Annotated in this window: 22 protein-coding genes and 2 pseudogenes; 11 read left to right on the forward strand and 13 right to left on the reverse strand. The window is 69.7% G+C overall.

The features are described 5' to 3' along the window. The first annotated feature begins 75 nt into the window (after window positions 1-75). Both ACFYU9_RS05840 and ACFYU9_RS05845 read left to right on the forward strand, forming a co-directional pair. Window positions 76-1,356, forward strand: a complete 1,281-nt coding sequence (locus tag ACFYU9_RS05840; RefSeq protein ID WP_389342838.1) for a DUF6236 family protein — start codon at window positions 76-78, stop codon at window positions 1,354-1,356. 369 nt (window positions 1,357-1,725) lie between these two features. Next, entirely contained in the window at window positions 1,726-1,986 is a 261-nt protein-coding gene (locus ACFYU9_RS05845; protein WP_389342841.1) for a hypothetical protein, read from the forward strand. A 200-nt stretch (window positions 1,987-2,186) separates the two neighbouring features. Here ACFYU9_RS05845 and ACFYU9_RS05850 read toward each other — a convergent pair whose 3' ends face one another. From ACFYU9_RS05850 to ACFYU9_RS05860, 3 genes are all read right to left on the reverse strand, one after another. Further along, entirely contained in the window at window positions 2,187-2,591 is a 405-nt protein-coding gene (locus tag ACFYU9_RS05850) for a hypothetical protein (protein WP_389342844.1), read from the reverse strand. Between the two features lie 21 nt (window positions 2,592-2,612). Continuing rightward, window positions 2,613-2,930 (reverse strand): hypothetical protein, encoded by a 318-nt coding sequence (locus tag ACFYU9_RS05855; RefSeq protein WP_389342847.1) that lies wholly within the window; start codon window positions 2,928-2,930, stop codon window positions 2,613-2,615. 175 nt (window positions 2,931-3,105) lie between these two features. Further along, window positions 3,106-3,477: a hypothetical protein gene (locus tag ACFYU9_RS05860; RefSeq protein ID WP_389342850.1), complete on the reverse strand. Its 372-nt coding sequence runs from the start codon at window positions 3,475-3,477 to the stop codon at window positions 3,106-3,108. Between the two features lie 84 nt (window positions 3,478-3,561). Between ACFYU9_RS05860 and ACFYU9_RS05865 the strand changes: the two genes are divergently transcribed. Further along, on the forward strand, window positions 3,562-4,239 hold the full coding sequence (locus ACFYU9_RS05865) for a helix-turn-helix domain-containing protein (RefSeq protein WP_389342853.1): 678 nt from the start codon (window positions 3,562-3,564) through the stop codon (window positions 4,237-4,239). A gap of 120 nt (window positions 4,240-4,359) precedes the next feature. On the opposite strand, the gene ACFYU9_RS05870 is transcribed toward ACFYU9_RS05865, so the two are convergent. Both ACFYU9_RS05870 and ACFYU9_RS05875 read right to left on the reverse strand, forming a co-directional pair. Further along, window positions 4,360-4,980 (reverse strand): LysE family translocator, encoded by a 621-nt coding sequence (locus ACFYU9_RS05870; protein ID WP_389214069.1) that lies wholly within the window; start codon window positions 4,978-4,980, stop codon window positions 4,360-4,362. A 271-nt stretch (window positions 4,981-5,251) separates the two neighbouring features. Further along, window positions 5,252-6,178: a LysR substrate-binding domain-containing protein gene (locus ACFYU9_RS05875; RefSeq protein WP_389342856.1), complete on the reverse strand. Its 927-nt coding sequence runs from the start codon at window positions 6,176-6,178 to the stop codon at window positions 5,252-5,254. 264 nt (window positions 6,179-6,442) lie between these two features. Here ACFYU9_RS05875 and ACFYU9_RS05880 point away from each other — a divergent pair, with 264 nt between their 5' ends. The 4 genes from ACFYU9_RS05880 (at window position 6,443) to ACFYU9_RS05895 (ending at window position 8,179) form a co-directional block, all read left to right on the forward strand. Next, window positions 6,443-6,607 carry a hypothetical protein gene (locus tag ACFYU9_RS05880; protein ID WP_389342859.1) on the forward strand — a complete coding sequence of 55 codons (165 nt, stop codon included), beginning with the start codon at window positions 6,443-6,445 and terminating at the stop codon, window positions 6,605-6,607. Window positions 6,608-6,900: 293 nt separating this feature from the next. Next, the gene (locus ACFYU9_RS05885) at window positions 6,901-7,374 is read left to right on the forward strand and encodes a hypothetical protein (RefSeq protein ID WP_389342861.1); all 474 of its coding nucleotides are present in this window, start codon (window positions 6,901-6,903) and stop codon (window positions 7,372-7,374) included. A gap of 156 nt (window positions 7,375-7,530) precedes the next feature. Next, window positions 7,531-7,758 carry a hypothetical protein gene (locus tag ACFYU9_RS05890; protein WP_389214060.1) on the forward strand — a complete coding sequence of 76 codons (228 nt, stop codon included), beginning with the start codon at window positions 7,531-7,533 and terminating at the stop codon, window positions 7,756-7,758. Between the two features lie 28 nt (window positions 7,759-7,786). Continuing rightward, complete coding sequence (locus ACFYU9_RS05895) at window positions 7,787-8,179, forward strand: hypothetical protein (protein WP_389343041.1); 393 nt, start codon at window positions 7,787-7,789, stop codon at window positions 8,177-8,179. Between the two features lie 45 nt (window positions 8,180-8,224). Here the strand turns inward: ACFYU9_RS05895 and ACFYU9_RS05900 are convergent. After that, a pseudogene (locus ACFYU9_RS05900) lies at window positions 8,225-8,915 on the reverse strand (transposase); the annotation flags it as partial. A 657-nt stretch (window positions 8,916-9,572) separates the two neighbouring features. Between ACFYU9_RS05900 and ACFYU9_RS05905 the strand changes: the two are divergent. Further along, window positions 9,573-11,195 carry an amidohydrolase gene (locus tag ACFYU9_RS05905; protein ID WP_389214055.1) on the forward strand — a complete coding sequence of 541 codons (1,623 nt, stop codon included), beginning with the start codon at window positions 9,573-9,575 and terminating at the stop codon, window positions 11,193-11,195. 276 nt (window positions 11,196-11,471) lie between these two features. Next, window positions 11,472-11,825 (forward strand): VOC family protein, encoded by a 354-nt coding sequence (locus ACFYU9_RS05910; RefSeq protein WP_261680111.1) that lies wholly within the window; start codon window positions 11,472-11,474, stop codon window positions 11,823-11,825. Between the two features lie 756 nt (window positions 11,826-12,581). Here ACFYU9_RS05910 and ACFYU9_RS05915 read toward each other — a convergent pair. Genes ACFYU9_RS05915 through ACFYU9_RS05930 form a run of 4 tightly spaced genes read right to left on the reverse strand, consistent with a single transcriptional unit; the run spans window position 12,582 to window position 18,912 of the window. Continuing rightward, window positions 12,582-12,812, reverse strand: a complete 231-nt coding sequence (locus ACFYU9_RS05915; RefSeq protein WP_389342864.1) for a hypothetical protein — start codon at window positions 12,810-12,812, stop codon at window positions 12,582-12,584. 51 nt (window positions 12,813-12,863) lie between these two features. Beyond that, window positions 12,864-14,219, reverse strand: coding sequence for a tetratricopeptide repeat protein (locus tag ACFYU9_RS05920; RefSeq protein WP_389343020.1), 1,356 nt, complete (start codon window positions 14,217-14,219; stop codon window positions 12,864-12,866). Then, the gene (locus ACFYU9_RS05925) at window positions 14,105-18,106 is read right to left on the reverse strand and encodes a tetratricopeptide repeat protein (RefSeq protein WP_389342867.1); all 4,002 of its coding nucleotides are present in this window, start codon (window positions 18,104-18,106) and stop codon (window positions 14,105-14,107) included. The genes ACFYU9_RS05920 and ACFYU9_RS05925 overlap by 115 nt, the downstream gene beginning before the upstream one ends. Further along, window positions 18,103-18,912: a hypothetical protein gene (locus ACFYU9_RS05930; protein WP_389342870.1), complete on the reverse strand. Its 810-nt coding sequence runs from the start codon at window positions 18,910-18,912 to the stop codon at window positions 18,103-18,105. The genes ACFYU9_RS05925 and ACFYU9_RS05930 overlap by 4 nt, the downstream gene beginning before the upstream one ends. A gap of 292 nt (window positions 18,913-19,204) precedes the next feature. On the opposite strand from ACFYU9_RS05930, the gene ACFYU9_RS05935 reads away from it, so the two are divergent. Further along, window positions 19,205-19,723: a Pycsar system effector family protein gene (locus ACFYU9_RS05935; RefSeq protein ID WP_389342873.1), complete on the forward strand. Its 519-nt coding sequence runs from the start codon at window positions 19,205-19,207 to the stop codon at window positions 19,721-19,723. 30 nt (window positions 19,724-19,753) lie between these two features. On the opposite strand, the gene ACFYU9_RS05940 is transcribed toward ACFYU9_RS05935, so the two are convergent. After that, a complete protein-coding gene (locus ACFYU9_RS05940) occupies window positions 19,754-20,518 on the reverse strand; it encodes a Crp/Fnr family transcriptional regulator (protein WP_389343023.1) in 765 nt (254 codons plus the stop codon). A gap of 416 nt (window positions 20,519-20,934) precedes the next feature. Here ACFYU9_RS05940 and ACFYU9_RS05945 point away from each other — a divergent pair, with 416 nt between their 5' ends. Next, window positions 20,935-21,408, forward strand: coding sequence for a hypothetical protein (locus tag ACFYU9_RS05945; protein WP_389342876.1), 474 nt, complete (start codon window positions 20,935-20,937; stop codon window positions 21,406-21,408). Window positions 21,409-21,487: 79 nt separating this feature from the next. Here the strand turns inward: ACFYU9_RS05945 and ACFYU9_RS05950 are convergent, their stop codons facing one another. Then, window positions 21,488-24,004, reverse strand: a complete 2,517-nt coding sequence (locus ACFYU9_RS05950; RefSeq protein WP_389342879.1) for an ATP-binding protein — start codon at window positions 24,002-24,004, stop codon at window positions 21,488-21,490. A 341-nt stretch (window positions 24,005-24,345) separates the two neighbouring features. Continuing rightward, window positions 24,346-24,590, reverse strand: a pseudogene (locus ACFYU9_RS05955) (IS5/IS1182 family transposase); the annotation flags it as partial. Window positions 24,591-24,908 lie beyond the last annotated feature (318 nt).

Here is a 24,908-nt window from a genome sequence, read left to right on the forward strand (position 1 = left end):
AGACCCTTCGGTTCTTCCTCCGGGCCGGAGCCGTCCGCGCTACCGTCACGTTTGTCCCAGCCGGTTCCATCCCGCATGGGGGCCGACGAGATGGATGCCTGGGCATTCAACCGCAGGGGTTGGCCGCGCCGGCGGCCGGTCCTGACCGATGCCGTGGAGGTACACGTGGAGCCGGTCGGCCTGTACTACCCGTACTTCCATGTGCGGGACGATGGGTGGCTTAAGCGAGCAGCCCTGTACCTGCCGGGTCTTGCCCGCGTGCACCCGCCCGGTCACCCGTTCCACGACTCCGCCACGGCACAGGTGCTCCGTGACGAGCTGGGGTTCTTCACAGACATCGACCCGACCCGGTACGCCGACGAGGTGGCCCAGGAGCTGAAGGGGGTTATGCAGCGGGAGGAAGCCCGGCTCCTTCCCCGCTACGGCTTCCCGTCCGAGTGGTTGAGCGATAAGTCGCGCAGACGCGTGATCCACCTGGACCCGTTCGGCTGGCTCCACCGCTCACAGCTGGGCACCAGTACTCCAGATTTTTGGTGGACCACCTTCAGGAACTTCGTGGTGAGGTCCCGGGAGTGGGCCCCGTTCGGGACCTACACGGACGGGAATTCCGTTCGCGACTGGATCGGGCTGCACCCACATCTGGTGTCGGTCTACACCCGAGCGCTTGTCGACCGGATCGCCCATGCCAACGCCCTTGTGCCCGTGACCGACGACCCCGTGCTCTTCGCGCTGCCTGGCTGGACTGCCACGGACTTCGAGGAGGCTCTCCTGGGCCCTTCCGCCCCAGGGCCGAATCCTGGCGTTTGGTGGCTGCCGAACCGGCAGAACGGACGCGCCCACCCGGCCCCACCCGTCACGGCCCCGGCAGCCGGCCTGTACGCCACCGCCGCCGTGCAGGCTGTGCTCCCTCATGCCATCAACGACATCCCGGCCAAGGACATCGTCAGAGCGCGGTTGCGGCTCTCCGACGAGTTCGAAGCGTTCCGTGCTCATCTGGATGAGCTCGGATCCCAGTTCGCCGCTCTCGACCAAGTCACCGACCCGGCAGTGCTCCAGGCCCGGATCGCCGCCATGGTTGATCGCAACCTAAGCCGGCCCCTGAAGGACCTCACACGAGGACTTCGCTCCTTGCGCCTGAAACCCATCCGCGAAGTCATCGGCCTCAGATCGCTGGAACTGCCGGCGCTTGCGGCCCTCGGCGCCCACACCGTGAACCTCTCCCCAATCCTTGGAGCGGGCGGAGCCGTGGTCGTCCAGCTGGTGGCCTCCTCCCGATCCGCCCGTGCGGCAGCTGCTGATCAGCGCCGCAGTGCTACTGGCTACCTACTGGGGCTCAGACGGGAACTCAAACTGTGAGGCACTGAGCTCCCGGGGAATCGACCCGGCAGCTGGCCAGGCGGCTGGGCCGATCCCCTTCGACCGTCTCCCGCGAGATCTCCCGCAACGGCTCCGGGACCGCTATCGAGCCGCCACAGCCGGTGCAGCCGCCTACGACGGACTGCGGACCGCGGAGGCTGAGGACAACAAGGGCGCGCCGCCCGGCCGTCCCGGTCGACAAGGCCGCCGACGTGCGGGCCACGTATCTGGAGGGCCGCTCGATCGCCACCCTCGCCCGCGATCACGAGGTCAGCCGCGGCGTCGTCCGCACCGCGTCGCCGACCTCATCCCGACCAGACCGCGACCACGGAGGACGCCCCCGCCCCGGAGCTGCCGGTCACCCTCGACATGCCCGGCAAGGTCGCCGACTACCTCCGCACCGCCGAAATGGAGCCCGCCGAGCGGGCCGCGTTCGACCAGGGGGTGACCGTACGGTGCGGGCAGGGCTACATTTTGCGCGTCAGCGCCGTCCCCGTGGTGCACCGCCAGCTCCTCGTCCCCGGCCAGCCACTCGACGGCGTCCAGGGTGCCCCAGCGGTTCCAGCCCAGCGCAAGGCCCGCCGCGGGTACGAGAGTCGCGTCAGCGCCCTCGCGCCGATCGAAGCCTGATCCTTCCCACCGGTATCCACGGTTCCATTGATTTCCGAGGCCGTGGCCCCCCCGTGAGTTCAGGGAAACTGAAGGTTTCTCGTTGGGAACCCGAGGGTCTGGTGTTCTGAATCCCGGGTACGGCCCCTTGAGTTGGTTGTGAACCAACCCGTGCGTATGACTCGCCGATGTGGTGGTGCGAGTGCCGTGCGGAATCGGTCTCACGCTTCGTCGCGGTGTATGAGGTGGCCGTCGGTCAGCCGCCAGTAGTGCTGGTGGTCAGTCAATTGCCAGGTCTCGTCGGCAGCGATCGCCTGCGTGATCCATTCGTGGAGTTGCGGGAGGGCGTGCGCTCGTAGAACAGCGCGGGTGGCAGCACGATCAGTGGCATCGACCGGGTGGACGTCAATGCGGAAGCCGACCATGTCCGGGTGGATGCCGCGGCCGTAGTTGCGGAGGTTCGGGGCAACCCACCTTGCTCCCAGGACGATGGTCCCGCTGTCATGCCCGGTGAGGAATGCCAGGTCCGTGACTCGGGTCATGTAGGGGCCGAGACACTCGTGGACATCGGTGGTGGTCAGTGGCCAGGCACGGTGCCGGGGCAGTCTTCGACTTCGTGAGGACATGGCACGCAGAATGGCAGAAGGTCATTGTCGGCTCTCGGGAGTTTGTTCAGCGGCCTGTCCCAGCAGGGCTCGTGCGGAGTCCGCGTAGCGCATCGCGGCCTTCTCGCGGAGCCCGAAGACCTGTACGAGATGCAGCGGGTCAGGCCCGTGGGTCAGGGCCTCTTCGAGCTGCCGGTCAGCACGGAGCCGTTCCAGGGTGGCGTCCTGTCCCCATGTCGGAACACTGACCCAGTGGTCGCTGGCCCGGCTGGTCGTGTTGGCAGTCTGGTTGTTGATCAGGAGGTGGAGGTTCGAGGTGCTGGGCCACCGACGCCGCCGGTAGTCCAGCCACTCCACCATCGAACTGGCCCGCACTCATCGACGTTCACGGCGGGTAGAGAGCCAGACCGCTCTCCGAAGCCGCCTACAGATACGGGGCGGCGCGGCCATTCGTGACCGTCGCCGAAGGCCCGTGGTCGGGGCATGGCGGTCGAGGAGCGGTGGTCGGCGTCATTCGTCCCCGTCGGGTGCCGCATCAAGCGGCCGCTGCGGCGACCGCGATCGACCAGCAGATGTAGAAGAGGTTGACCACCACCCGGGCCGCCGCTCCGACCGACCGCTCCAGGAACCGGGCCCGGTCGGCACGGGCAGATCGCAGGGCGTCGACGTGGGAGACCAGATAGATGGTGATCAGCGCGGCGGCGGCCCATCCGCCCGCCGCACGCCACCGCGGGGTCAGCACGAGCACGCCCACCGCGAACTCCGCAGCGCCGGTGACGGCGACCAAGAGTCCGGGCCGGGTAAGCCACCGCGGAACCAGGGTCCGGAAGTAACCGGGCACCACGAAGTGTGCCACCCCCGCCCCCGACAGGAAGATCCCCAGCGAAACGGCCGCGATACGGTTCATGGCGTGAGCATCGCCCCTGCCCGCGGATGGGCGCTTGAACGAAACGATCGCCGCCTGGTGTTCGCCTCGGGTCCGAGCGGAGCGATGTTCGCCGAGACCGGCCCGTTCAGCGTTACCGCGCACCGCCACCCGGTGTGGAAGGTCGTCCTGTCGCCCGATGGGCTCGTCGGCACCCGGCTGCCGGGAAAGCGTCCGGTCACCTCGGCCGGCGTGATCGTGCCCCCTCGGCTCCTCCACACGGCCGGCGCCTCGTCGTCCTACACCGCCCTGTTCCTCGACCCCTGGAAGCTGCCTGCCGACCTGGGTCTGACCCACCTCGACCGGGCCGCCGTGCGCCGCATCCTCGCCGCCCTGGACCCGAGCGCGGTACCCGGTCCGGACGCCGATCTCGCAGCAGCCGCAGTGGAACTCGGCACTCTGACCGGCGCCGTACACCGCCTCGATCCCCGTGTGACCCATGCGATCGGGGAGAGCACCCGCGACACCCCGCCCGCGGAGATCGGCTCCATCGCCGACAACGTCGGCTTGTCTCCGGCACGTCTGCGCGCCCTGGTCCGCACGTCAGTGGGAGTGCCACTCGTACAGCTGAGGATGTGGGCGCGCCTGCGGACCGCCGTTGCAGCCCTGCCCGGCACCACGGTGGCGGCGGCCGCCGCGTCAGCCGGCTTCTCCGATCAAGCCCATCTCACCCGCACCGCCCGCAGCCTCCTCGGCCGCACGCCCGCCTCGATGAAACAGGCCCCGACCTCCAGGGTGCTCTGACCCGGCCCCCCGATCGGCTCCGTGGTCAGACCCTCCTCCAGCAGGCGGTGGCAGGAAGAACGGTTGAGCACGATACGCCTCGGTGGTCTGGTCGGACGTGCCCCGCGGCGTCAGCCGTCGTCAGCTCTCGATAGCCATCCGAACACCAAGAAGGACCAGCACCGTGCCGGAGACCCGCTCGAGACGCTGGCGTACCTTGGCCCGGGAGATGATCTTCTTCATGCGGCCGACGAACCATACATACAGTCCGTAGTAGCCGATCTCGAAGACGGCCCAGATGGCCGCCAGGCCGATCATGGCGGGCAGATGAGGGGCGCCTGCGGGCACGAACTGCGGCAGGAAGGACATCGCGAACACCGCGGCCTTGGGGTTGGCGAGGTTCAGAAGGAGGCCCGAGCGGTAGGAAGCCCAGCCCGAGTGCACTGCCGGTGCATCCTGGCTCTGCTCTTCTCCCTGCTCGCCCCGGGCGTCCAACAGCGTCTTGATGCCGAAGCCGACCAGCGTCACGGCACCGGCGATCCGCATGATGTCGTACGCCAACTGGGAGGCCGCGAGCAGTGCGGTGAGCCCGAGTGCCGCAACGACACCCCAAATGAACACGCCGGTCTCATTGCCCAGCACAGTGAGGAAACCGGCACGCCGGCTGCGCAGGGACTGTCGGATGATCAGCATCGTGCTCGGGCCGGGCGAGGCCGCGATCAGGGTACAGGCGCCGAGAAAGGCGAAGAGGGTGCTCAGCATGTGCCCCATCGTGGAGTCCCGCTGCCGATCATGTCCACGCCTCGGCCTGCTCATAAGCTAAGAGCTCAACCGGCACGTGTGCCGGTTGAGCAGCCGGGCTGACGCCGGATCATTGAGCCGCCGCCCGAACCTCTGCGCGAAAACCATTCCCCGTGGCAAAGGGCGCGGCTCCGTGATCGTTCTCACCACCAACCCCTGCTCCATTGACCCCCGCCTGATCAGGCGGTTCTACCGCTCTGACCGCACGAGTGTCTCCGGTTCCGGTTCCTGCCTAGGAGGCACTGCCCGTGGTGCCCACCGCTGTTCGCGCCGCCGCCACGAATGCTGCGATCGCCGGGTGGGTGCCGCCGCCAGCCCGGAAGGCGACTCTCGATCGGCGGAAGAGGGGGAGCCGGGTCAGGACCACGCCCTCGGGGGCGTGTGCGGTGGCCATCTCCGGTATGAATCCCGCACCCTGTCCGATGGCGGCGAGCGCCAGGACCGTACGGAAGTCGTTGACGTAGTGGCGGATGCGCGGCTGGAAACCGGCCGCCTGACAGGCTCGTACGGCCATGGCGTGTCCGGTCGTGCCGTCCCGGGCGGTGATCCAGGGGGACGTGGCCCACGGTCCGAGCAGCTCCGCCAGCCTGTCGCCGTGGGCGGTGCCGGTCGCGGACGCGGTGTCGGGGGCGCCCGTGGCCAGGTACATCGGCTCATCCAGCAGGGGTACCTGGTCGACTGAGGTGTCCGGTGACGCGGGCACGAAGTCGTAGTCGTGGACGAGGGCCACGTCGAGTTCGCCGGCGCGCAGGCTGTCGGAGACGCGCGCGGAGTCGATCTCCTGCAGCATCGGTTCCAGCGCGGGATGCCGCCGGGCCAGTTCGGCGAGCGTAGCGGGCACGATCGCGGGGCCGCCTGAGGGGAACGTCCCGATGCGCAGCGGCCCGCGGATACCTTCGCGTGCCCCGGCCAGCTGGGAGACCGCCAGTTCGAGGCGTTCGAGGACGGCGTCGGCGTGTGTGACGAGGGTGCGGCCCGCAGGCGTGAGCACCACCCTTCTGCCGCTTCGTTCCAGCAGGGACACACCGGCTTCGCGTTCAAGCACGCTCAGCTGCTGGGAGACGGCTGAGGCGGTGAAGGACAGTGCCTCGGCGACGGCCGCGATGGTGCCGCGTCGTTGCAGTTCACGCAGCAGGTGGAGACGTCGGACATCGAGCATCAGTCGATCTTAGGTGTGAGCGTGAAAAGCATGAGCCGGGCCTACCGGGTTGGGGTCGGTCAGGCAGGGTGCATGAGCCCGCAGCGAATCTCTCCGGCCTGTTCGTCCCCTTGGCGACTGCGTTCGCCGACGACCTGCGCCTCGACCCGAGCGCGCTCGCCTGCCTCGCCTACGAGGCGCTGCCGGCCGGCGGCGCTCGCGGACTCGTCGCAATAGCACCAGCGCGCGCAGGCGGCCACGCTGACCGCCGAGGAGAAGCCGGCCGTGGTCCGCATCGGCTCGGCCGCCTGCCGGGCACATGGAGTTCCGCTGATCGTCGGAGTCGGCGCCAACGACACCGCCGCCGCCGTCACGACACTGCGGGAGCGCGTTCAGAGCGGTGAAGTTGCCGTGGCGCTGGTTCCCGCGCAGCCTTACCCGGCCCGGTGAGGCGGGAACGCCGGCGCACTTCGCTGCACTTGCCGAACACGGACCTGCTGCCGGTGGCTTGTTCACGGGTAGCGGTTCTGGCTCGACTTCTGTGGTGAAGGTCTGGCGTGGCGGGGCGTCTGCCGTATGGCTGCGTAGGCGAGAGCGGAGAGCGCTTGCAGGCGGTTTCGGAGAGTGGTCTGGGCCCTTACTCCTGTGGAAGGGTGCTGAGAACTGCCAGCGGGTAGTTGCGCCGGAACCTGAGTGACTTCAAGCGAATGTTGACCGTAGGCTCCTGGCGAAGGGCAGGTGCGGTGGACGTCACGGTGCAGTGGATCAAGACATCCTGGACGAAGCAGTCTCGGGGCGGAGAGGCCGCTGCCCGCAGGAACGCGGCGCCGGTCGGCTTCTCGTTGCCTCAGGTGCCGCCTGGGTTTGCCCACTTCATCCAGATGTCCGAGCGTGATGGTTTCGAGTCGCGTTCGAGCCAGAAGGACCTTCGCGAGATCGATGTCAGCCTGCGGGACGAAGGTGATCGGCTCCGAGTGCTGGCTCGTGTGGAGCCGCTCTTCGGGTTGCCGCCTCGGCCGCGCAGGCCGCCGGCAGTTCGACTGCTTCCCGGGCAGTGGGTTCGCTGGCAGTTGAACTACCGGTTCACCAGCGCCCTGGGAATCCGGGGTTGGTCGTACTGGCTCGACACGTTCAACATCTCTTATGGCCCCGTCGACCGGGACGTCTTTCTGTCGGAACCGACCGTGATCGTCGATGAGTGCGGGCCAGTTCGATAGAGCAGGCGGACTGCGCTCAGACGGCTGCCCGCTCCGCTTGGGCTCGGGTGGTGGCGAGGCGGTAGAGACCTCACTGTGCCAGACGGTCGAGCCGGGTTCGTGGGAGGCCGGTGTAACCCTCTGGCCGTTCGATTGCGGGCAGCGGGTGGGGATGCGATGAACGTAGTACAGGTCATGGAGTCGCTGGCAGAGCAGGGTGTCACGGTGCTGTTCAAGGTCGACGCCGAGCGCATGCGCGATGGGACAAAGCCTTGGACCATCGTCGCCAGCGGGGCTCCGCTTCGGGATGATCTTTTTGTCCGCGCGGACGCCGTCTCTCTGGAGGCCTGCCTGGAGGTCTGCCTTCCGCGGCTGCGTGAGCTTGGTTTGGTGATTCCCGATTGACGGCGCGGTCCAGGGCGGGCAACGAGCTGTGATTGAGCTTCCCGAAGGGGCATGGTGGGACTGGGACATTGTCGCCTGGGACCCCGGACGGTTGCGCCTGGGCGCCGGGCATGACATCTCGTATGCCCACGGCCTGGAGTTGGTGTTCAGCGACCCGGTCTTTGTCACGTGCCCAGCCGCCTTCCAGGATCCTGTGTTCCGTGCGCCGACGTCTGACGAGGTCAGGCTCATTGCACGGCAGGTCGGCGAGGAACCTCCCGTAGTAGTTGCCTTCGAAGCCGATGCAGGCGGGCCGAGTCTCGCTTCCGGCCTGATCGCGGCTGGGCAGCTCGACATCGTCCAGGGGACGGTCTTTCGGTACTGGCGCGAGAACCTCGCGGTCGGGGAACTTCTGGCTCCCTGGGTGAAACCTCCTGCTTGATCGGTCCACGACCTGTGCGGCCGCCGCACCAAATGCTTTGCCCGAAGGCGGGAAAGCCGCGAGTTCGTCGAACAGTCGGCGGTTCTTGAGGCAGTGGTAGAGCTGGCCGAGCAGCCGGTTGAAGAGATTGCGCTGGGCGGCAGCGTGCCGGTCGGAGTGCTCTTCGCGTCTGCGTCGGTAGTGGGCTCTGGCTCCCATGGAGGCCGTCAGGGAGGCGACAGCCCAGAGGTATCCCGCATGGTTGAGACGGTCGTTCTTCACTCAGCGCCGGGTGATGCCCGACTCCTTTCCCGCGGCCCGGATGATGGGCGAGGCGCCGGCGTAGGCCTCCAGGCCACGGGCGCCGGCGACCCGGGTGCGATCGTCTCCGCGATTCCAGAGAGCGTCCTGCTGGGCCCGGGCCAGGACCCGCGATGGCGCGGGCGAGTTCGCTGCCATCGGGCAGGGGCCGGTGTGCGTGCATGTCGGTGCGGAGGATGTGCGCCAGGACAAGAGCGTCGCCAGGATCGGACTTCTTGCGGGAGACGGCATGCCGATCGCGGAATCGGGCGGCAGCGAACGGGTTGCACGCCGAACGCCGCCGCGTGCCGGTGCGGCGGGCGAGGTCGGTGTAGCTGGCGCGGCCGTCCTCGGTCGGAGCCGTGATCAGGGCGGTGCCGATGCCGTGGGGCGTGGGTGGCGCTGCCGGCGGCCCTGTCCGCCACGGCGTGCCGGGCTGTCTCCTGGGGGTGAGCAGGCCCGCGGTCCAGCGGAACGCGGTCGGCAAGACGCGCAACGGCGTGTGCGCGGTCCAAGGGTCCATGGCGTCGGTGGCGGGTCGGTGGCGGGCAGGTCGCGCAGCAGCAAGGTGTTGCGGGCGTCGGGGCCGTCGAGGAAGAAGACCGCGGAGATCTCGTCGCCGTCGCAGAGGATGTCGACCCAGGCGGTGTCGGTGCGGTGGGGCCAGGGCGGTCGCCACCTGGCGGATCTTGATCGGGCGGCAGTGGATGCGCGGGGCGAGGGGGACCAGGTGGGGGAGTGGACCGGGTTGCGGACGGCGGTGGCGCGCGGGTGCCATCGGCGTACAGGGGGGCGCGGGGTGGTACGACGGTGCGCTCCGACAAGCCGAGGCAGCGGCTGATCTCGCGCCAGGATGCGCGGGGCGAGGCGAGGAGGGCGGTCTGTTTCGTCGAGCATGTGGCGCATGATCTGCATGGTGGGCCGCGTCTACGGCGTACTTCTTGCGCGTCAGGCCGCCGAATGCGGATGGAATCGGTTCACGTCCCCTATAACGGGCTGGTCAGCGGATGTGGGGAACAACGGTGGGCCGGTCGCCGGTCGCCGGTCGCCGGTCCGGCCGACCTGGGCCGTGGCCCTGCGATCGAGAACGTCGAGTTGATGCGGGAGAAGGACCATGACGGAACACGGTGCCGATCTGCTGATCCGGGCCGCGGCGGTGCACACACTGCTGCCCGGCCAGGGGCCCCAGCGAGCGCTGGCCGTGCGGGGCGATCGCATCGCCGCCCTCTCTTCTGACCCGAGCGGTCTCGACCACTTGGTGACCGCGCGCACCACGGTCCACGACCTGCCCGAGGCCACTGTCCTGCCGACCTTCGACGACACCCACACGCACCTGATCTTCGCCGGGCTGGGCGCGCACGATGTTCCGGTCCACCAGGCCCGTACCATCCCGGAGTTGCTGGACCTGATCCGGCAACGGGCGGCCGTCACGCCCGAGGGCCAGTGGATCCGGACCACCACCAACTGGCAGGAACTCAACCTGGCGGAGCGGCGCATGCCCACCGCCGCCGAACTCGACCAGGCCACAGATCGCCACCCCGTCCTGGTCAAGCGCGGCGGCCACAACGACGTCGTCAACACTCATGCGCTGCGTCTGGCGGGCATCACCGAGGACACCCCCGTCCCGCCCGGCGGCGTGATCGGGCGCGACGCCGACGGCCGGCTCAACGGCCGGCTGATCGACAACGCCATGGGTCTGGTGGAACGGCTCGTCCCCGCGGCGGACCGGGCCCAGCGCATCGACGGGCTTCGCCTGGCGAGCAGCCAGTACGCCGCCACGGGGATCGGCACCGTCCGCGACTGCGCGGTCTCCCTCGACGATTACGCCGTCCTGCTGGCCGCCCGCGACGCCGGCGCGCTCAGCACCCGGGTCCGCGCGCTGATCTCGGCGCTCGGCCTGACCGACGCGACGCAGGTGGAGGACCTGCTCGAGGCCATGGAGGGCTGGCGCTACGGCGCCGACCCGTGGCTGCGGGTGTGGGGGGTGAAGTTCGGCCTCGACGGCGGCCTGGAGGCCGGAGCCACCGAAGAGCCATACGCCTGCGACCACGCTTTCTCCGGCACGCTCACCTGGGAGCCCGACGCGCTCGTCGAGGCCGTCGAGGCCGTGGTCCGCCGCGGCTGGCGGGTCGGCACCCACGCCTACGGCGACCGCGCGGTGCGCATCCTCCTCGACGTCTACGAACGCGTCCTCCAGCGCGTTCCCGGACTGCCCGCCGGCACCCTCGTCATGGAACATGGCGGCCTGGCCGGCCCCGAGCAGCGCGCCCGCGCCGTCGCCCTGGACATCCCCGTCACCATCCAGCAGCCGCTGCTGCACGACACCGCCGAGGTCGAGCGGGAATTCTGGGGTCCCGAGCGCGTCGCCGCGCTCTTCCCCGCCCGTGGCTGGCTCGACCAGGGCGCACTGGTCGCCGCCGGATCCGATTTTCCCGTCGGCCAGTTCGGCGCCATGCGCTCGGTGTGGGGCATGACCACCCGCCAGACCGTCATCGGCGTCCAGGGACCCCAGCACGCCATCACCTACGACGAGGCCATCGCCCTGCATACCGCCAATGCCGCCCGCCTGCTCGGCGAGGACCACATGCGCGGCACCCTCACCCCCGGCCGCCTCGCCGACCTCACCATCTGGGACCAGGACCCCGCCCGCTGCCCCGCCGAGGCCCTGCGTGACCTCAACCCCACCCACACCCTCCTCGGCGGCCTGCCCGTCCATCACCCCGAACCGATCAACTGATGTCCGCCACGTGAACTAGACCTCGGGTGCGGATCACCATGGCCACCGCCGCCGATGGATCCACACCCGGGAGGACCGCGCGACATTGTTCGCGAGCGCCGTCCCCATGGGGAGCGTGAACGTGAGGGTGGAAAATGACGTGACGCTCAAGCGGTCGGACGTAGGGAAATACGTGACCGCTGACACTCAGGGGGACACGATCCGCACACCGGACCGGCGGCCGACGGCCATCACCCCAGGCCGGGCAGCCAGCCGGCCCTGTCTATGCTCACGCCCATGGCACTCGAATGGGAACAGATCATCGTCGACTCCTCCGACCCCATCGCCCTCGGGCGCTGGTGGGCCGAGGCTCTCGGCTGGGTAGTGGTCGACGAATCCGAGGAGATCATCGAGATCCGGCCTGAGCCGGACCAGATGCCGGGGCTGCTCTTCGTTCCTGTCCCCGAGGGCAAGACGTCGAAGAACCGCCTCCACCCCGACTTCCGCCCCGACGACCAGGAGGCCGAGGTCGCCCGGCTGCTTTCCCTCGGTGCCCGGCGCGCCGACACCGTGCAGGACGAGCAGCACTGGGTGACCCTCCTCGACCCGGAGGGCAACGAATTCTGCGTCCTGGGTGAGCGGAAGAGCTGAGCGGGGCCGGGCAGCCGTTCGGGAGGAGGCGCCGGACGGTTTCGCCGACCAACAGCCGACCAGCCGCTGCTCGCCGACCCGGCTGGACGCGCGCTCTGACCCTGGCCCGTGAATGCCTGCGACTGGTGCGATCTCCGTGCGCCGGATGACGTCACCTTCGACGTGACCGGTGAGAACGACGGCCAGGCTCTGGTTGACGGCGAGGCGGATGTTGCGTCCCCAGCCGCGGGCCTCGGCGAGCCGGTGGGCGAGGCACTTCGCCCAGGCCAGCCACGGGCGGGCCGGGTCGGCGTCGGTCGGGTCCAGTCGACCGAAGTGCCGGGGGATCTGCTCGAACAGCGGCGGCTGACGCCAGCCGGGGTCCGGACGCCAAGCCGGCGCGGGATGCGGATGCGCGGGCGGTCACGCCGTCCTCCCTTCCGTCGGGCCGGAGGCGTCGGCCTTCTGCGGTAATGCATCCTGACGAAGAACAGCTGTTGGTGCCGGACGGCGGCGAGCCTCTCCCACACGTCTGCCTCGTCCGCGAGCCGGCCGTCGAGTGTCTTCGCGCCGAGGCAGGCCTGGCACCAGCACAAACGGCAGGTGTCCGTCTTCAACGGCTGGACGTGACGGCAGCCGACGCATTCCGCCGCGTCGTGCCTCCGGCCGAACATGTAGCAGGTGTGGCAGAGCCGGCCACGGAAGTCGCCCCAGGCCACGCAGTCCGGGCAGGAACCGGTCGGCTTGGCGTACCCCTTCGGGAAGCGTGCCACCAGCTCACTCGACCAGGGCCGCTCCGCTGGGAAGTTCACCCAGGTCCACCACGCCTGGTGAGCCGCGGCGGTTTGGGTCCACGGCGACACCGAGGGCGCCCGGGCTCTGATCGAGGTGCTGCTGCCGGGCCACCACCTCGCGCACGAGCACATCGTCGCCGGTCTGCTCACCGCCCTTCAGACCGGGGCCCTGACGCGGACGCTGTCCCGTATCAGGGCAGATCAGGGCACCCACACATAACGGCAGGAGAGCCGGAAGACGGTCTCGTGCCACTCCCTGTCACTCTCAGGGAGTACCGCCCCGCTGAGCCCGCAGCCTCAGACCTAGTTCGGCCTTTATCAGCTGGCTCAGGGCCGTGTCCGTGCCGAGGGTGTTGCCCGTGGCGCGGCAGAAGTCGGCGGCCTGGTGGTTCGCGGGGATGGCCTCCGCGAAGCGGCCGGCATCCGTCAGGGCCCCGGCCACGAGGACCAGTCCCCAGCCCTCCTTCTCCGTGTCACCGGCTGCCGCATAGGCCTCGTGGAGGCGCCGGAACACGGGGAGGGTTTCCTCGGGCCGGCCCGCGTTCGCGATGTCGACGCCGATTTCCATCAGGGCCTGTTGTTCGAGATCGGGACGGTGTGCCCTGCGGCTCACGTCGGCGCAGCGCAGGGCGACGATGGCGGCCTGCTCGCACCGGCCTGCTGTCACCAGCGCTTTGCCGAGGTCGAACAGGGCCTCGCCCTGGGCCTCGTGGTCGCCTTCTTCGCCGAGGCAGGTGACGGCCCGGGCGAGGGTCGCGACGGCCTGCTCCGTCAGGCCCAGGAACAGTTGGGCGCGCGACAGCTCGCGGAGCATGGTGGCCTCAAGGCCTCGCATGCCTCGTTGCCGCACGAGGTCCACGGCTCGCCGGAAGGCGCTGAGGGCCTCGTCGTGGCGTGCGCCCTCCATGAGGGCCTGTCCGAGACCGTAGTGGCCCACCGCTTCGTACGGGTCGTCGCCCGACTGCTGGGAACAGGCCACCGACCGCTGCCACATGACGAGGGATTCCTCGGCCCGCCCCACCGACTCCAGGGCTCCGGCCACCCGGCGCAGGACGTCGGCCTCGTCCTGGTGGTCACCGGTCTCGCGGAAGACCGCCGCGGCCCGCGAGTACCAGGCGATCGCCTCCTCGTACTGCCCCGCGTCCTCCAGGGCGAGGCCGACATTGCGCAGGGCCGGGCCCTCCTTGGCTCGATGGCCCAGGCGCTGGTGGAGCTCGGCCGCACGCATATGGGCGGCGGCGGCTTCGGCATGCCGGCCCGCTGTGGCGAGACTGGCGCCGAGCTCGCCCGAGAACACCGCTTCTTTGTCCGGCTGGCCGGCGTCGCGGAACGCCGCGACGGCCTGCTGGCGGGCTGCGATGGTGTAGCCGGTACGGTCCGACTCCGCCAGAACGGCGCCCAGGCCCGCCCACGCCACTCCCTCACTGCCGCGGTCGCCGGTCATTCGGAAGATGCCCACGGCCCGCTCCCATACGGAGGCGGCCTCCTCGGACCGTTGCAGGCTCCTCAGGGTGAGGCCGACGGCGAGGAGCGCCGCGCCCTCGGCCGAGCGGTCGCCGGCCTCCCGGCAGGCCGCGCTCTCCCGCTCGTAGGCGGTGAGAGCCTCCTCGTACCGGCCCAGCGAGGAGAGACTTTTGCCGAGTTTGCCCAACATGACGACCTCTCGCTGGTGGTTGCCCACCATTTGGTAGAGGGCTCGCAGACGGATATGGCCTCGTCGTATCGTTGCGCGTTACGCAGTGCCTCGCTGCGGTTGGACAGCGCACCTGCCTCGTTGTCGCGGTCGCCTGCCTCACGGAAGAGAACGGCGGCCTTCCCTGTCGCGGCGGCGGCTTCCGCGTATCGGCCCGCGTGCGTGCAGGCACCGCCCAGATTGAGGAGTGCCCCGGCCTCGCCGACGCTGTCACCGGCTTCGCGCAGCAGGGCGACGGCCTGCCCGCAGGCGGTGACGGACTGGTCGATGCGCCCCATCCGTAGCAGAACGGCGCCGAGATTGCGGAGTGTCTGTCCCTCTTCCTTGCCGCTGCCCGTCGCGCGCAGCAAGGTGGCCGCCTGCTCGTAGGCGGTTGCCGAGTCCTCGAACCGGCTCAGGCTGAACAAGGCGTTGCCCACTCCCCTCAGGGCGTCGGCCTCACTACCGCGATTGCCTCTCTCCGCGTAGACGGCGGCTGCCTGCCGCAGGGGCGGGAGGGCCTCCTCGAACCGTCCGAGCTGCAAAAGCGCCTTGCCGAGGTTGTACAGCGGCGGGCCCTTGGACGCGTTGCGGGTGGAACCGTTCTCCTCGAAGAGTTCGAGGGCCCGGCGGTTGGCGGTGACCACCTCCTCGTAGCGGTCGGCAGCCATCAGCGCTTGGCTCTGGTTGACCAGCGCAGCGCTTTCGAGGTGTCGCTCGCCTCTTTCGCGGTAGATGGCCGCTGCCTGTCCCGAGGCGTCGGCGGCTTGGTCGATCCTGTCGAGGCCGGACAGGATCCTGCTGAGATTCGCCAGGGCCATGGCTTGGTCGCCGGGTTCGCCTGCCTCGCCGAAGAGGGCGGCGGCGCTCTCGCCCGCCCTGGCCGCCTGGGCGAGCCGTCCCATCCTCTCTAGGGCGATGGCGAAATCGTTGTGGAGGTTCGCCGCACCCCACTTGTCGCCGATGTCGAGTCGAACGGTGGCTGCTCGTTCGAAGGCGGTGACGGCCTCCTCGTCCTGCCGCAGCCCGGCCAGTGTCCTCGCCAGGTCCGCCAGCGACGTGGCAAGGCCGGAAAGATCGGTGCCGGGTCCCGCCTCGGCGAGTCTGCGGTACAGGTCGGCGGCCTGCTCTTTCGCCGCCAGGATTGCCTCGCGCTCCTCGTGGCTTTGCGGGGCGAAGGACACCCGGGTGAGTTCCAGCGCGCTCTCGGGCAGGTCGAGAACGGGGTGGGCCAGAATCAAACGCCGGTACAGTCCGGCGGCTTCCTCGTACTGGGTCCTGGCCTGCTCTCGGCGGCCCAGGTGCCACAGGCGGTTGCCCAGTTCCTCCACCGCCTCGGCGAGAGAGAGGTGGTGGGCGGCGAAGTCGGTCTCGGCCAGCTCCCGTTGGAGGGACACGGCTTCCTCGACCGGAGTCAGCGCTTCTTCGCCGCGCCCCGCATGCCCGAGGATCAGGCCGAGGTTGAGCAGTGCGAGCGTGAGGACGTGCTGGTGCGCGGCGGGGTTCGCGGCGGCGAGTTCGCGGCAGAGGCCGACGGCCTCCCTGACGACGGTCAGGGCCTCCTCGCCCCGGTCCGTCGTGTGAAGCGCACCCGCGAGATTGACGAGCGCGGCGGCCAGGTGGGGGTTCTCGGCGGCGGGGTTCGCGGCGGCCAGCTCGCGGTAGAGGTGGGCGACTTCCCGGGTGGCGGCCAGCGCCTCCTCGCCGCGACCCAGCGCGAGCAGCCTCGCGCTGAGGTTGCCCAGGTGGCCGGCGAGGCCTTTCCTACGGGCGTCGGGGAGGCCGGCGGACAGTCTGCGGTGGAGGGAGAGGGCCTCCTGGGTGGCGGCCAGCGCCTCCTTCGCGCGTCCGTGCCCGGCGAGGCGGAGGCTGAGGCCGGTCAGCGAGCTCAGCAGGGTGGGCAGGTGGGCGGCCGGGTCCAACTGTGCCAGCCTTCGGCTGATCGTCAGGGACTCCTCGGCGAGGAACAGGGCCTCTTCCGAGCGGCCCACGTGGGACAGCTTCTCGGCGAGGCCGTTCAGTGCGACAGCCAGCCGTTGGAGCGGGGCAGGATCGTTCGTGCCCTCACGGTCGGCCCGGACGAGCTGCCGGCACAGACGGACGGCCTCCTCGGCCGGGGCAATCGCTTCCTGCCTGCGGCCCGCGTTGCTGCGGCGCGCTGCCAGCGTGCTGTAGAGCTCGGCGCGTTCGAGGCGGTCGCCGGTCAGGGTCAGCCGGTGGGCGATCAGGACCTCCATGACCGCGAGGGTGCCGATGTCCAGGTCGACGTCACTGCCCTGCGGCAGCAGGGTCTCCACCGCCTCCAGTACGGCCAGCAGGTCCGGGTCGAGGGCGCCATCGCCGGTTTCGTCCGGGCCGCCCGGATCACCGAGGGCGGCCAGTGCGGTCAGGGCGGAGCTGCCGGCGGCGATCGCGAGCCCGGGATCGCGGCGCAGCAGCGGGTACAGGACTCCCTTGCCGAGGTGCGCCCAGCGGGCGGCGGCGGACGCCAGGAAAGTCACGGCGCGGGGAGCGATGACCGCCCGGAGGTCCTCTTCGACGGTCACGCCGGGGGTCGGTTCGGCGGACGTTGCGGTCAGAGTCGCGGGGGCGTCGTTCGCCCAGGGGTCGGGTTCGTAGGAGCTGATGTCGTGCCCGGGGGTGAGCAGTCCGAGGAAGTCCTCCGCAAGGCGGTCGGGATACAGCGGTTCCAGGACCGTCGCCCGGTCTGCGGGCGGATAACACAACCGGTGGTCGTCCAGGATGTGGTCGTGCGGTTCGGGCAGGGCCAGCTTCCGCAGGGCGCGTTTCCCGGTTCCGTGGCCGACTGCTCCGGTGAGCACGGCGGTGAATACGGTTTTGGCCATGACGGACTGCCCGGTCCGGTAGTCCTGCCCGTGCCGTCCGGCGTCGACGAGTCTCTGCCAGGCCAGCCGTTCGCGGTCCAGCAGGTACGCCGACAGCTGGTGCGGCTCGGCGAGGGACGGTGCCGTGCCGTTCTTGCGGGCGTCGACCGCTACCAGGGCGGCCATCTGGAGGTTGAGGGGCAGGCCGAAGTCCCGCTGGTCGAGCGATGCCGGCGGCTGGATGCTCACGGTGTCCGCCACGCCGTACAGGTCGCTGTCGGCGTAGCGGTCGCGGGCAGCGGTGAACATCCGCAGCCTGTCCTCGGTCAGCGGCGGCAGCCGGAGGTCGCCGGCGGCGGCGCGACGGTCGCCGAGTTCCGCGCGAACGGCGGCGAACCAGCGGACCGTGCGGCCGATCAGCAGGACGCGCGTGGGCCGCTGCTGATTGAGCACAGGGGAGGCCAGGAGGCGTTCGAGCTCGCTGTGGGCCCATCGGTCGGCGTAGTCGACGACGAGGAGCACTCCGGCGGCGTCGCCGGGCGGCGCGACGCCGTTGCCTGAGGGGAACGGTCCGGGGGACGCGCCCTGGAATCCCGCGTGCAGGACGTGCCAGGGCTGCGCGGCGGACGGGCCCGGCCCGGTGCGGCCGCGTGAGCGTTCGGCGAACTCGAGGCCGAGGCGGGTCTTGCCCTGTCCGCCGGGAGCATGCAGCAGCAGCACCGACAGCCGGGGGCCGTTGGCATCCCGCCACTGCCGCAGCTGCTCCAGCTCGGCTTCCCGGCCGATGAACGGGACGATCCGGCTGCGCGCGTCCAGCAGCCGGCTGGGCTGTTCCATCAGCCACGCGGGGTCGAGTTCGGCCGGGGCCGGGAGCTCCTCGATCGCGGGGAGGCGGGAGCCGTAGACGTTGATGGTCGCGTTGGTGCTCTGGACCCCGAGGCCGTCGGGACCCACGTTCTGCACGTAGGTCCGCTCGTCCGGGACACGGGGGCGTTCGGGGTTCTCGCTCACGGCCGGTCACCTGCGATTCCGGGCGTCTGTGTGATGGTCACCGTCGCGTTCTCCGCCTGGATGCCGGTGCCACCCGACACGTTCTGGACGAAGCTGGAACGCGGCTGCTGCGCCGGTGTGTCGCCGGGCGGGGTCCTGTCAGGGCCGAGGTCCAAGGGTGGCGCCGGGGCAGGGTCCGGGGGCGCTTGCGGATCCCGGGCGGTGGTTCCCGGTGTCCAGATCCACGCCTGCCCCCGGTACTCCTTCTCCGTGACGGCCACCTGCCGGAACTCCTCCGGCCGAAGGGTGGTGTGTGCCTCTTTGACGACATCACGGAAGACGGCCGCAGACACCGCGACGGCAAGGCAGGCGTCCGGTGCCTCGTCGAGGGCCGCGCGAAGGGGTGCGCTGTCGAGGATGCGGCCGGTCTCTACGGGGGCCGAGCCGACGAAGCCTCCCGCGCCCGGCGCGGCGGGACCGAAGTGGACGGCTGCTCTGAGCCTGAGCCGGGCCTGCGGGATCCGATTCTGGTTGAACTCCCGCAGTCCGGCGTCCAGAGCGCGCATGAAAGTGTCGATCAGGGCAGGCTCGTAGGCCGTCGCGGGCAGGACGGCGAACACGGAATCGCCGCCCTCCTGCGTCAGCCAGCCGTCACGGTCCAGCCGGGCGATGGCGGCGGCCCGGTCCAGCAACCGCGCGATGCCCTCCTGGTACTGGCGCTGCGTCACGGTGTCGGCACGGCCGTACCCTTTCGCGTCGACCGCCAGCAACAGCCTGCGCTCGAACGTCTCCGAGCCGCCCGGCCCATCCCCACGGTTCGCTGTCATGGCACCTCTCGCTACGCGCATTCCGGGACGGAGACCGCCCGATCAGTCAAATCTCCTGTGAATCAACAGAGTTGCTTCACGTCTCTCCGGCGCCCGCGCCCCCTCTACGGGAGCCGGTACAGCAGTCGTACACCCCCGCCCCGGAGTGAATCCTGTGGAAGTACGGATTGCCGGTACTCCTGACGCGTACCAGGTACCGAGAACCCGCAGAAGTGTCTGGTTCGGGCGGGGTGTCCGGTCTCTACTGGCTGTATCGGACGGAACACACCGTCGTCGTACGAAGGAGATCTTCATGGCGTCCGCTCGGCAGGAAGGCAGCAATCGTCCCCCGCAGTACATGTTCACCGCGCTGCACACGACCCACCAACACGCGGACGCGAAGGCGGGCATCCTGGCGGCGGCACAGGCGGCGCTGACCGGCACGGCGGGGGCGTGGACCCAGCAGGCTGTGCTCGCCTGGGAACGGGGCGGTGCGGCCGGGGTGTTCGCCGGTGTGCTGTTGGCCTTGTTCGTCTGCGGGCTGGTCGGCGGTGTGGTGAGCCTGGCGGCCACATTGTGCCCGCGGATGCTGCGACATCCGGACCCCAACCGCTACAGCTTCGTCCAGCTGGCGAACGGGCCGGACATCCTGCCCGCCGACGGAAGGGGTGTTGACGAGGACACGGACCGGCAGGAGTTTTCGCGCACCGTACGATTCCTCGCGCGCGTGGCAGTACGCAAGTACCGCTGGCTGGCCGCGGCGGTGATGTGCACGGCCGTCATGGGGGTGAGCGGTGGGCTGGGCGTCTTCCTCCTGCGGGTGGTCGTCTGACAGCGGCCGCCGGGGAAGCTCACGTGCCGTTCAACGCGGTTCGTCCGCCAGGCCGGCCAGACGTCTGAGCCGGTGCAGGTCACGGATCACGGTGGCGCGGTAACCGGTCTTCAGCAGGCCCTCGTCGCGCAGTTCACGCAGGACCTTGTGGATGGTGGTCTCGGCAGCGCCGACCAGGGTGGCCATCTCCGGCTGCGTCAGCCGACAGTTGACGACCACGCCTTCGGCCACCGGCGATCCGTAGGCGGCGGCCAGTTCCACCAGCAGCCGGGCCAGACGTACCTTTGCCGGGTACCCGCGGAAGTCCAACCGCCGCTGGTTCGCCCAGCGCAGCCGTTCGGCCACGATGGCGGTCAGGGTCATGGAGACCTCCGGGCGACGCAGAAGCAGTTCCCGCAAAACGCCGCTGGGCAGCGCTCTAGCAGTCAGCGGACCGCAGGCGGTGACCGTGGCGGAGCGCGGAGCGCCTGTCATCGAAGCCATCTCACCCACGGTGTCCCCGGCTGCCCTGACCGCGAGGAGCGAACTCTCACCGTTCTCCACGGTCGCGGTGACCTTGGCGAAACCGGACAGCAGCAGCAGTACATGCTGGTCGTTCATTCCCTCACTGAGGAGCACGGATCCCGCCTCGAACCGTACCCGGGTGCCCAGTCCGAGAAGTTCCCGCCGGGCCGGGAGCGACAGTAGCCCGAGCAGGCTGCGCGCGGGCCATTCTTCGGATCCGATCTGCGCATCCATGTGTTCCCCGCTTCTGTCCGCGTTGGGCGTGCCGGTCATCATCGTGCCCAACCGCACGAAGTCCAAGACGCGCACCCAGCTCCAGCGGTGGAGCGCGATTACAAGGCGGCGTGCTCCGCTGAGCAGGTGACGACTGCGGCATGGGCGTGACACTCCGGAGCACGGCCCCGCGGCATCATTCCGAGATTCACCCATCTGGCGACGCTGGTGTGCTCGTAGCGGAGGGCTACGCCGTGCGCTGTGCCGATCTGGTTGACCCGGGCGGCCAGTGACTCGCGGGGAGCACACGGGTGCGGGTCCATGCCGGCCGGTCGGTCTTGCCCCGCCGTGTCGTACGCACTCGAACAGTCCCGTACGGCAGGACAGCTCCCTCCAGGTGCGGCCCCGTGATGTGATCTGAGTCGTTGCCAGCCGGCGCGGCGGGCGGGAGTGGGTGAACGTCGGCCTTGCGCCGAACAATCGGAGGGAGAACCATGAAGTCCATACGAAAGTTGGTCGTCGGCACCGCCCTGCTCGGACTGACGGCCATGGCGTCGGCGGCACCCGCCGGGGCAACGCCCCGGGCGACCGCTGCCGCGTCGCCCATCTGCTACAGCTCCGACGCGTACGTCACGAACCGGTACGGCCAGACCGGCGCCTACGCCAAGACCGGGTGGTGTCTGCGGGACGACGGCTACTTCGAGACCACGACGGGCTGGAACTCGGTCAAGGATCTGGTCAACGGTGACGGCGTCGCGGCGCGCCTGTGGCTGTGGGGGCAGTACCAGGACGGCACGTCCTTCAAGATGGTGCGCGCGACGGACACCACCGCCACCTCCGGCGCGACCACGTGGGGCTTCAGCGGCTATTTGAGCCACATGTCGATCTGGGTGTGCCTCGGCACGACGGCCCCTGGTACCACCAACGCCTACTGTGAGGAGCTGACCCCGCCGATCTACTGGCCGTAGGCGCGGACGGGCGAGCCAGGACATCGGCGGGAGCGCGCCCGTCGGCGTCACCGTCCCGTGTGTGTCCGCTTCCACTGGGTCAGGTGAGCTGCGAGCGGGCCAGCCCGGCTTCTGACCGGGCCTGGGCGGCGTCGTCGCTCCTGCCCAGCAACTCGGCTGCGGCGGCTGCCTGGTCGAGAGCCTGGGCCAGCCAGTAGTACGCGTTCAGCCGCCGCCAGATGGCGGCGGCTGCCGTGGTGCGGAGCAATGCGATGCGAGGTCGGCCCGCGGCGAGCTGGGCGTGGCCGAGATTCAGCAAGGTGGCCGCCTCGCCCCATTCGTTCGAGCACTCGCGGTAGACGTGCAGGGATTCGGCAAGCAGGCGGCGGCCCAGCGCCGAACTGCCCAGCCGGACCTGCGCGTCGCCGAGCCAGCATCGTGCGTGGGTCGCCGCCAGCCTGTCGCCGAGAGCCAGGCTGACCGTCTCCGACCTCGCGAAGTGCCGTGCGGCCGTCGCACTGTCCCCGCGGGCGCGGTGCACATGTCCCAGGGACCGTAAGGCCAGCGCCTCGCCGGGCTGGTACCCGATGCGCAGACTGAGCCGCAGGCTCTCGTCGAAGAGGCTCTCGGCCCTGTCCAGGTCGCCGCGTTCGAAACAGATCGCCCCACTGCCGTTGACTGCGTAGGTGAGACAGTTGGTGTTGGCCGCCGCCCGCGCGAGTTCGGCGGCCCGCTCGAAGCAGGCCAGCGCTTGGGACTGCCGTCCTGTGAGGCGATAGACGTAGGCGAGTCCGGCTGTGGCACTGGCAGTGTAGTCCGGCTCTGCCGGCTCCGGTGGAGTGAGCGCCTTCTGGAAGTGGTTAATGGCCTCCGGGTACCGGTCGACGATGGTGGCCAGTTCGCCGAGGGACCTGTGCAGTTTGACGGCGGTCCGGCGGTCGCCGCCGACGACCGCACTGCGCAGGGCGGTTTCCTGTAGCCGGCGCCACTCGTCGAAGTGGCCGCGGATCTGCAGAAACGTCGCCATGGAGACCGCCAGGCAGCCGGCGAGGGTGGGGCTGGTGCCGATCAGGCGCTCGATCAGCCAGCCGAGTAACTCCGCCTCCTCGTCGAACCAGCTCAGCGGGGACGACAGCAGACTGCGGACGTCGGCGTCGGGCAGGGTCCAGTGCAGCTGCTGGTGGTGGCGGGTCACGCCGTGGAAGTCGGCGCTGAGCTGGATGTCCGCCGTCTGCGCCAGCTGGAGAGCGGTGCTGAGGACCCGATCGAGCGCACCTTTCCGTTGGTCTTCCGGGTCCTCCTGGCGTGCCGCCTCCCGGGCGAACGCCGCGACCACGTCGTGCAACCGGTAGCGGGTTCTGCCGTTCGGTGTGCGGCGGGCCTCCACCAGGTGGAGTTCGAGCAGCCGGTCCAACAGCAGTTCTGCCCGGGAGAGATCGGTCGCGAGCAGCGCGGCGACGGTCCACGCGGACAGGTCGTTGTCGTCGCACAGACCCATCAGCCGCAACACGCGCCGGGTGTGCGGCGAGAGTTGACGATACGACAGTTCGATGGTGGCGCGTACGGCGACATCACCGACGGAGAGCTCGTTGAGCTTGCGCCGCTCGTCCGCCAGCGCACGCGCCATGTTTTCTAGCTGCATGTGAGGGCCGGCGGCCAGTCGGGCTCCGATCACCCAGACGGCCAGAGGCAGGCACCCGCATTCCTTCACGATCCGGTCCGCCGCGGCGCGCCCCGTCGTGGTGCGGTCGCTTCCCGCCATGTGGCCGAGCAGCTTCACCGCGTCGTCGGGCTGCAGATGGGGCACTTGCAGGCGCGTTCCGCCGATGTCGGCGAGGGTTGAGCGGCTGGTCACGATCGTCCGGCAGCTCAGACCGTTCGGCAGCAGGTCACGTGTGGTCCGGGAGTCGGCCACATTGTCCAGGACGACCAGGACGCGTCGCTGTGCGAGCAGCGTCCGGTACAAGCCCACCCGTTCACCGTGGTCGCGGGGGACGGCGGAGCCGCGTACCCCGAGGGCGCGCAGGAACATGCCGAGGACCTTCCCGGGGTCGGTCGGCGTCGCACCGAAGCCGCCGAGATCGGCGTATAGCTGTCCGTCGGGGAAGTCCTCGATGAGTCTGTGGCCGAGGTAGACGGCGAGGGAGGTCTTGCCGACCCCGGCGGGACCTGTGACGAGCAGGCACTGCGGGGCGTTGTCGGTGGCCTTGAGGGCCTGGCACGCGAGGCGGATCTGATCGTCGCGCCCGACGAGGGGAAGCCGTGCCGGCGGGAGAAGGCAGGGTGCCCCTGCCGGCCCGTTCCCACTCTTGGTCGTCCCCCGGGTGTCCTCGGCGGTGATGGATTCCTCGGCAATGAACTGGCGGACCCGCAGCCATCGGGTCACGTCGCTGTCGGGCAGTCCGAGGGCGCGCAGCAGAGTGTCGACGAGTGCGCCATGAGGCAGCGTTCCCCGGTTGAGCGCGCCGGCCAAGGTGCTTGCGGGCAGGCTGTGGCCGAGTCGGCGGGCGTGTCGTTCGATGGCGCGGTAGGACAGGCCCGTCCTGGATTTCAGCTGCCGTAACCCTGCGAGGAATTCGCTGGTGGTGTGTGCGTCGCCGGGGTCGATGCCGGTCACCTCGCCCGGGGTCATCGCTTCGCCGACTCGTGCGCGGCAACGCGGAGCGCGAGGGGCATGCCTTCCTCCGATGAACTGTGACCGTGCCTCGGTGCGGCCTGAGTGAGCGGGACAGCACATCATCATGCTCAGGGCATCGGGCTCCCGCTACCAATGCGTCGGACAAAGTCCCGCTCCGGCGCGCAGGCGTACTCGGACGCTTCTTCACGACTTCAGAGCGCATGCCGAGTGTCGTGGCGGTCGGTGGTGCGGAGTGAAGGGGCGGTAGCCAGCTGCTTCATCAGCTCCCCGAAGAAGAGCGCTCTCAGCTCAGCGATCGGTGCTGTACGGGCCGGGCCTGTACGCCGACCCCCGCCCCGGTCACCCCCCGGCGACGACGGGGCCGGCCGCACCGGAGGCACGGCCTGGCGGAGCGGGAACAGCTGAGTGACGTCGTTGTGGTTGCCGCCGGTCAAGGTGACGGCGAGCGGGATGCCGGTGGCGTCGGTGATCAGATGGTGCTTGCTGCCCGTCCTGCCCCGGTCGACAGGGCTTCGTCCGGTCTTGGCTCTCCCTTTAACGCGCGGATGTGGTCGTTGTGGCTGGCCTCTCCGTAGGAGCATCCGGTCTCGGCGCCACCCCCGCCAGGTTGTCGGCGACGATCTCCAGTCCGGTCGTCTGACGGACCGCCTGTTCCCAGGCCCGAAGCTCTTCGGGCGTCTTGAGTACCACGTAACTGTCGGGCTGGGCACGGAACACCACCGGCGGCGACATCCTCACGACGTCGTCGTCCTGGCCGTCCAGGGAATTCTCCGAGTTCGAAGTCAGGCATCGTGCCCACCTCGGAGTCGGTAGAGACGTCAAGGATCGGGGGAGGGATGCGCTCCCTTCCACCAAACCACCAACAGGATAGGCCTGTATGTCG

This window comes from Streptomyces sp. NPDC004327, from assembly GCF_042873935.1.
Lineage (GTDB): Bacteria > Actinomycetota > Actinomycetes > Streptomycetales > Streptomycetaceae > Streptomyces.

What these genes read in the sequence shown, in the direction of transcription:
- ACFYU9_RS05840 (WP_389342838.1), top strand. Translation starts at nt 76, where the DNA reads ATGGGGGCCGACGAGATGGATGCCTGGGCATTCAACCGCAGGGGTTGG.
- ACFYU9_RS05845 (WP_389342841.1), top strand. Translation starts at nt 1,726, where the DNA reads ATGCCCGGCAAGGTCGCCGACTACCTCCGCACCGCCGAAATGGAGCCC.
- ACFYU9_RS05850 (WP_389342844.1), bottom strand. Translation starts at nt 2,591, where the DNA reads ATGTCCTCACGAAGTCGAAGACTGCCCCGGCACCGTGCCTGGCCACTG.
- ACFYU9_RS05855 (WP_389342847.1), bottom strand. Translation starts at nt 2,930, where the DNA reads ATGGTGGAGTGGCTGGACTACCGGCGGCGTCGGTGGCCCAGCACCTCG.
- ACFYU9_RS05860 (WP_389342850.1), bottom strand. Translation starts at nt 3,477, where the DNA reads ATGAACCGTATCGCGGCCGTTTCGCTGGGGATCTTCCTGTCGGGGGCG.
- ACFYU9_RS05865 (WP_389342853.1), top strand. Translation starts at nt 3,562, where the DNA reads ATGTTCGCCGAGACCGGCCCGTTCAGCGTTACCGCGCACCGCCACCCG.
- ACFYU9_RS05870 (WP_389214069.1), bottom strand. Translation starts at nt 4,980, where the DNA reads ATGCTGAGCACCCTCTTCGCCTTTCTCGGCGCCTGTACCCTGATCGCG.
- ACFYU9_RS05875 (WP_389342856.1), bottom strand. Translation starts at nt 6,178, where the DNA reads ATGCTCGATGTCCGACGTCTCCACCTGCTGCGTGAACTGCAACGACGC.
- ACFYU9_RS05890 (WP_389214060.1), top strand. Translation starts at nt 7,531, where the DNA reads ATGAACGTAGTACAGGTCATGGAGTCGCTGGCAGAGCAGGGTGTCACG.
- ACFYU9_RS05905 (WP_389214055.1), top strand. Translation starts at nt 9,573, where the DNA reads ATGACGGAACACGGTGCCGATCTGCTGATCCGGGCCGCGGCGGTGCAC.
- ACFYU9_RS05910 (WP_261680111.1), top strand. Translation starts at nt 11,472, where the DNA reads ATGGCACTCGAATGGGAACAGATCATCGTCGACTCCTCCGACCCCATC.
- ACFYU9_RS05930 (WP_389342870.1), bottom strand. Translation starts at nt 18,912, where the DNA reads ATGACAGCGAACCGTGGGGATGGGCCGGGCGGCTCGGAGACGTTCGAG.
- ACFYU9_RS05935 (WP_389342873.1), top strand. Translation starts at nt 19,205, where the DNA reads ATGGCGTCCGCTCGGCAGGAAGGCAGCAATCGTCCCCCGCAGTACATG.
- ACFYU9_RS05945 (WP_389342876.1), top strand. Translation starts at nt 20,935, where the DNA reads ATGAAGTCCATACGAAAGTTGGTCGTCGGCACCGCCCTGCTCGGACTG.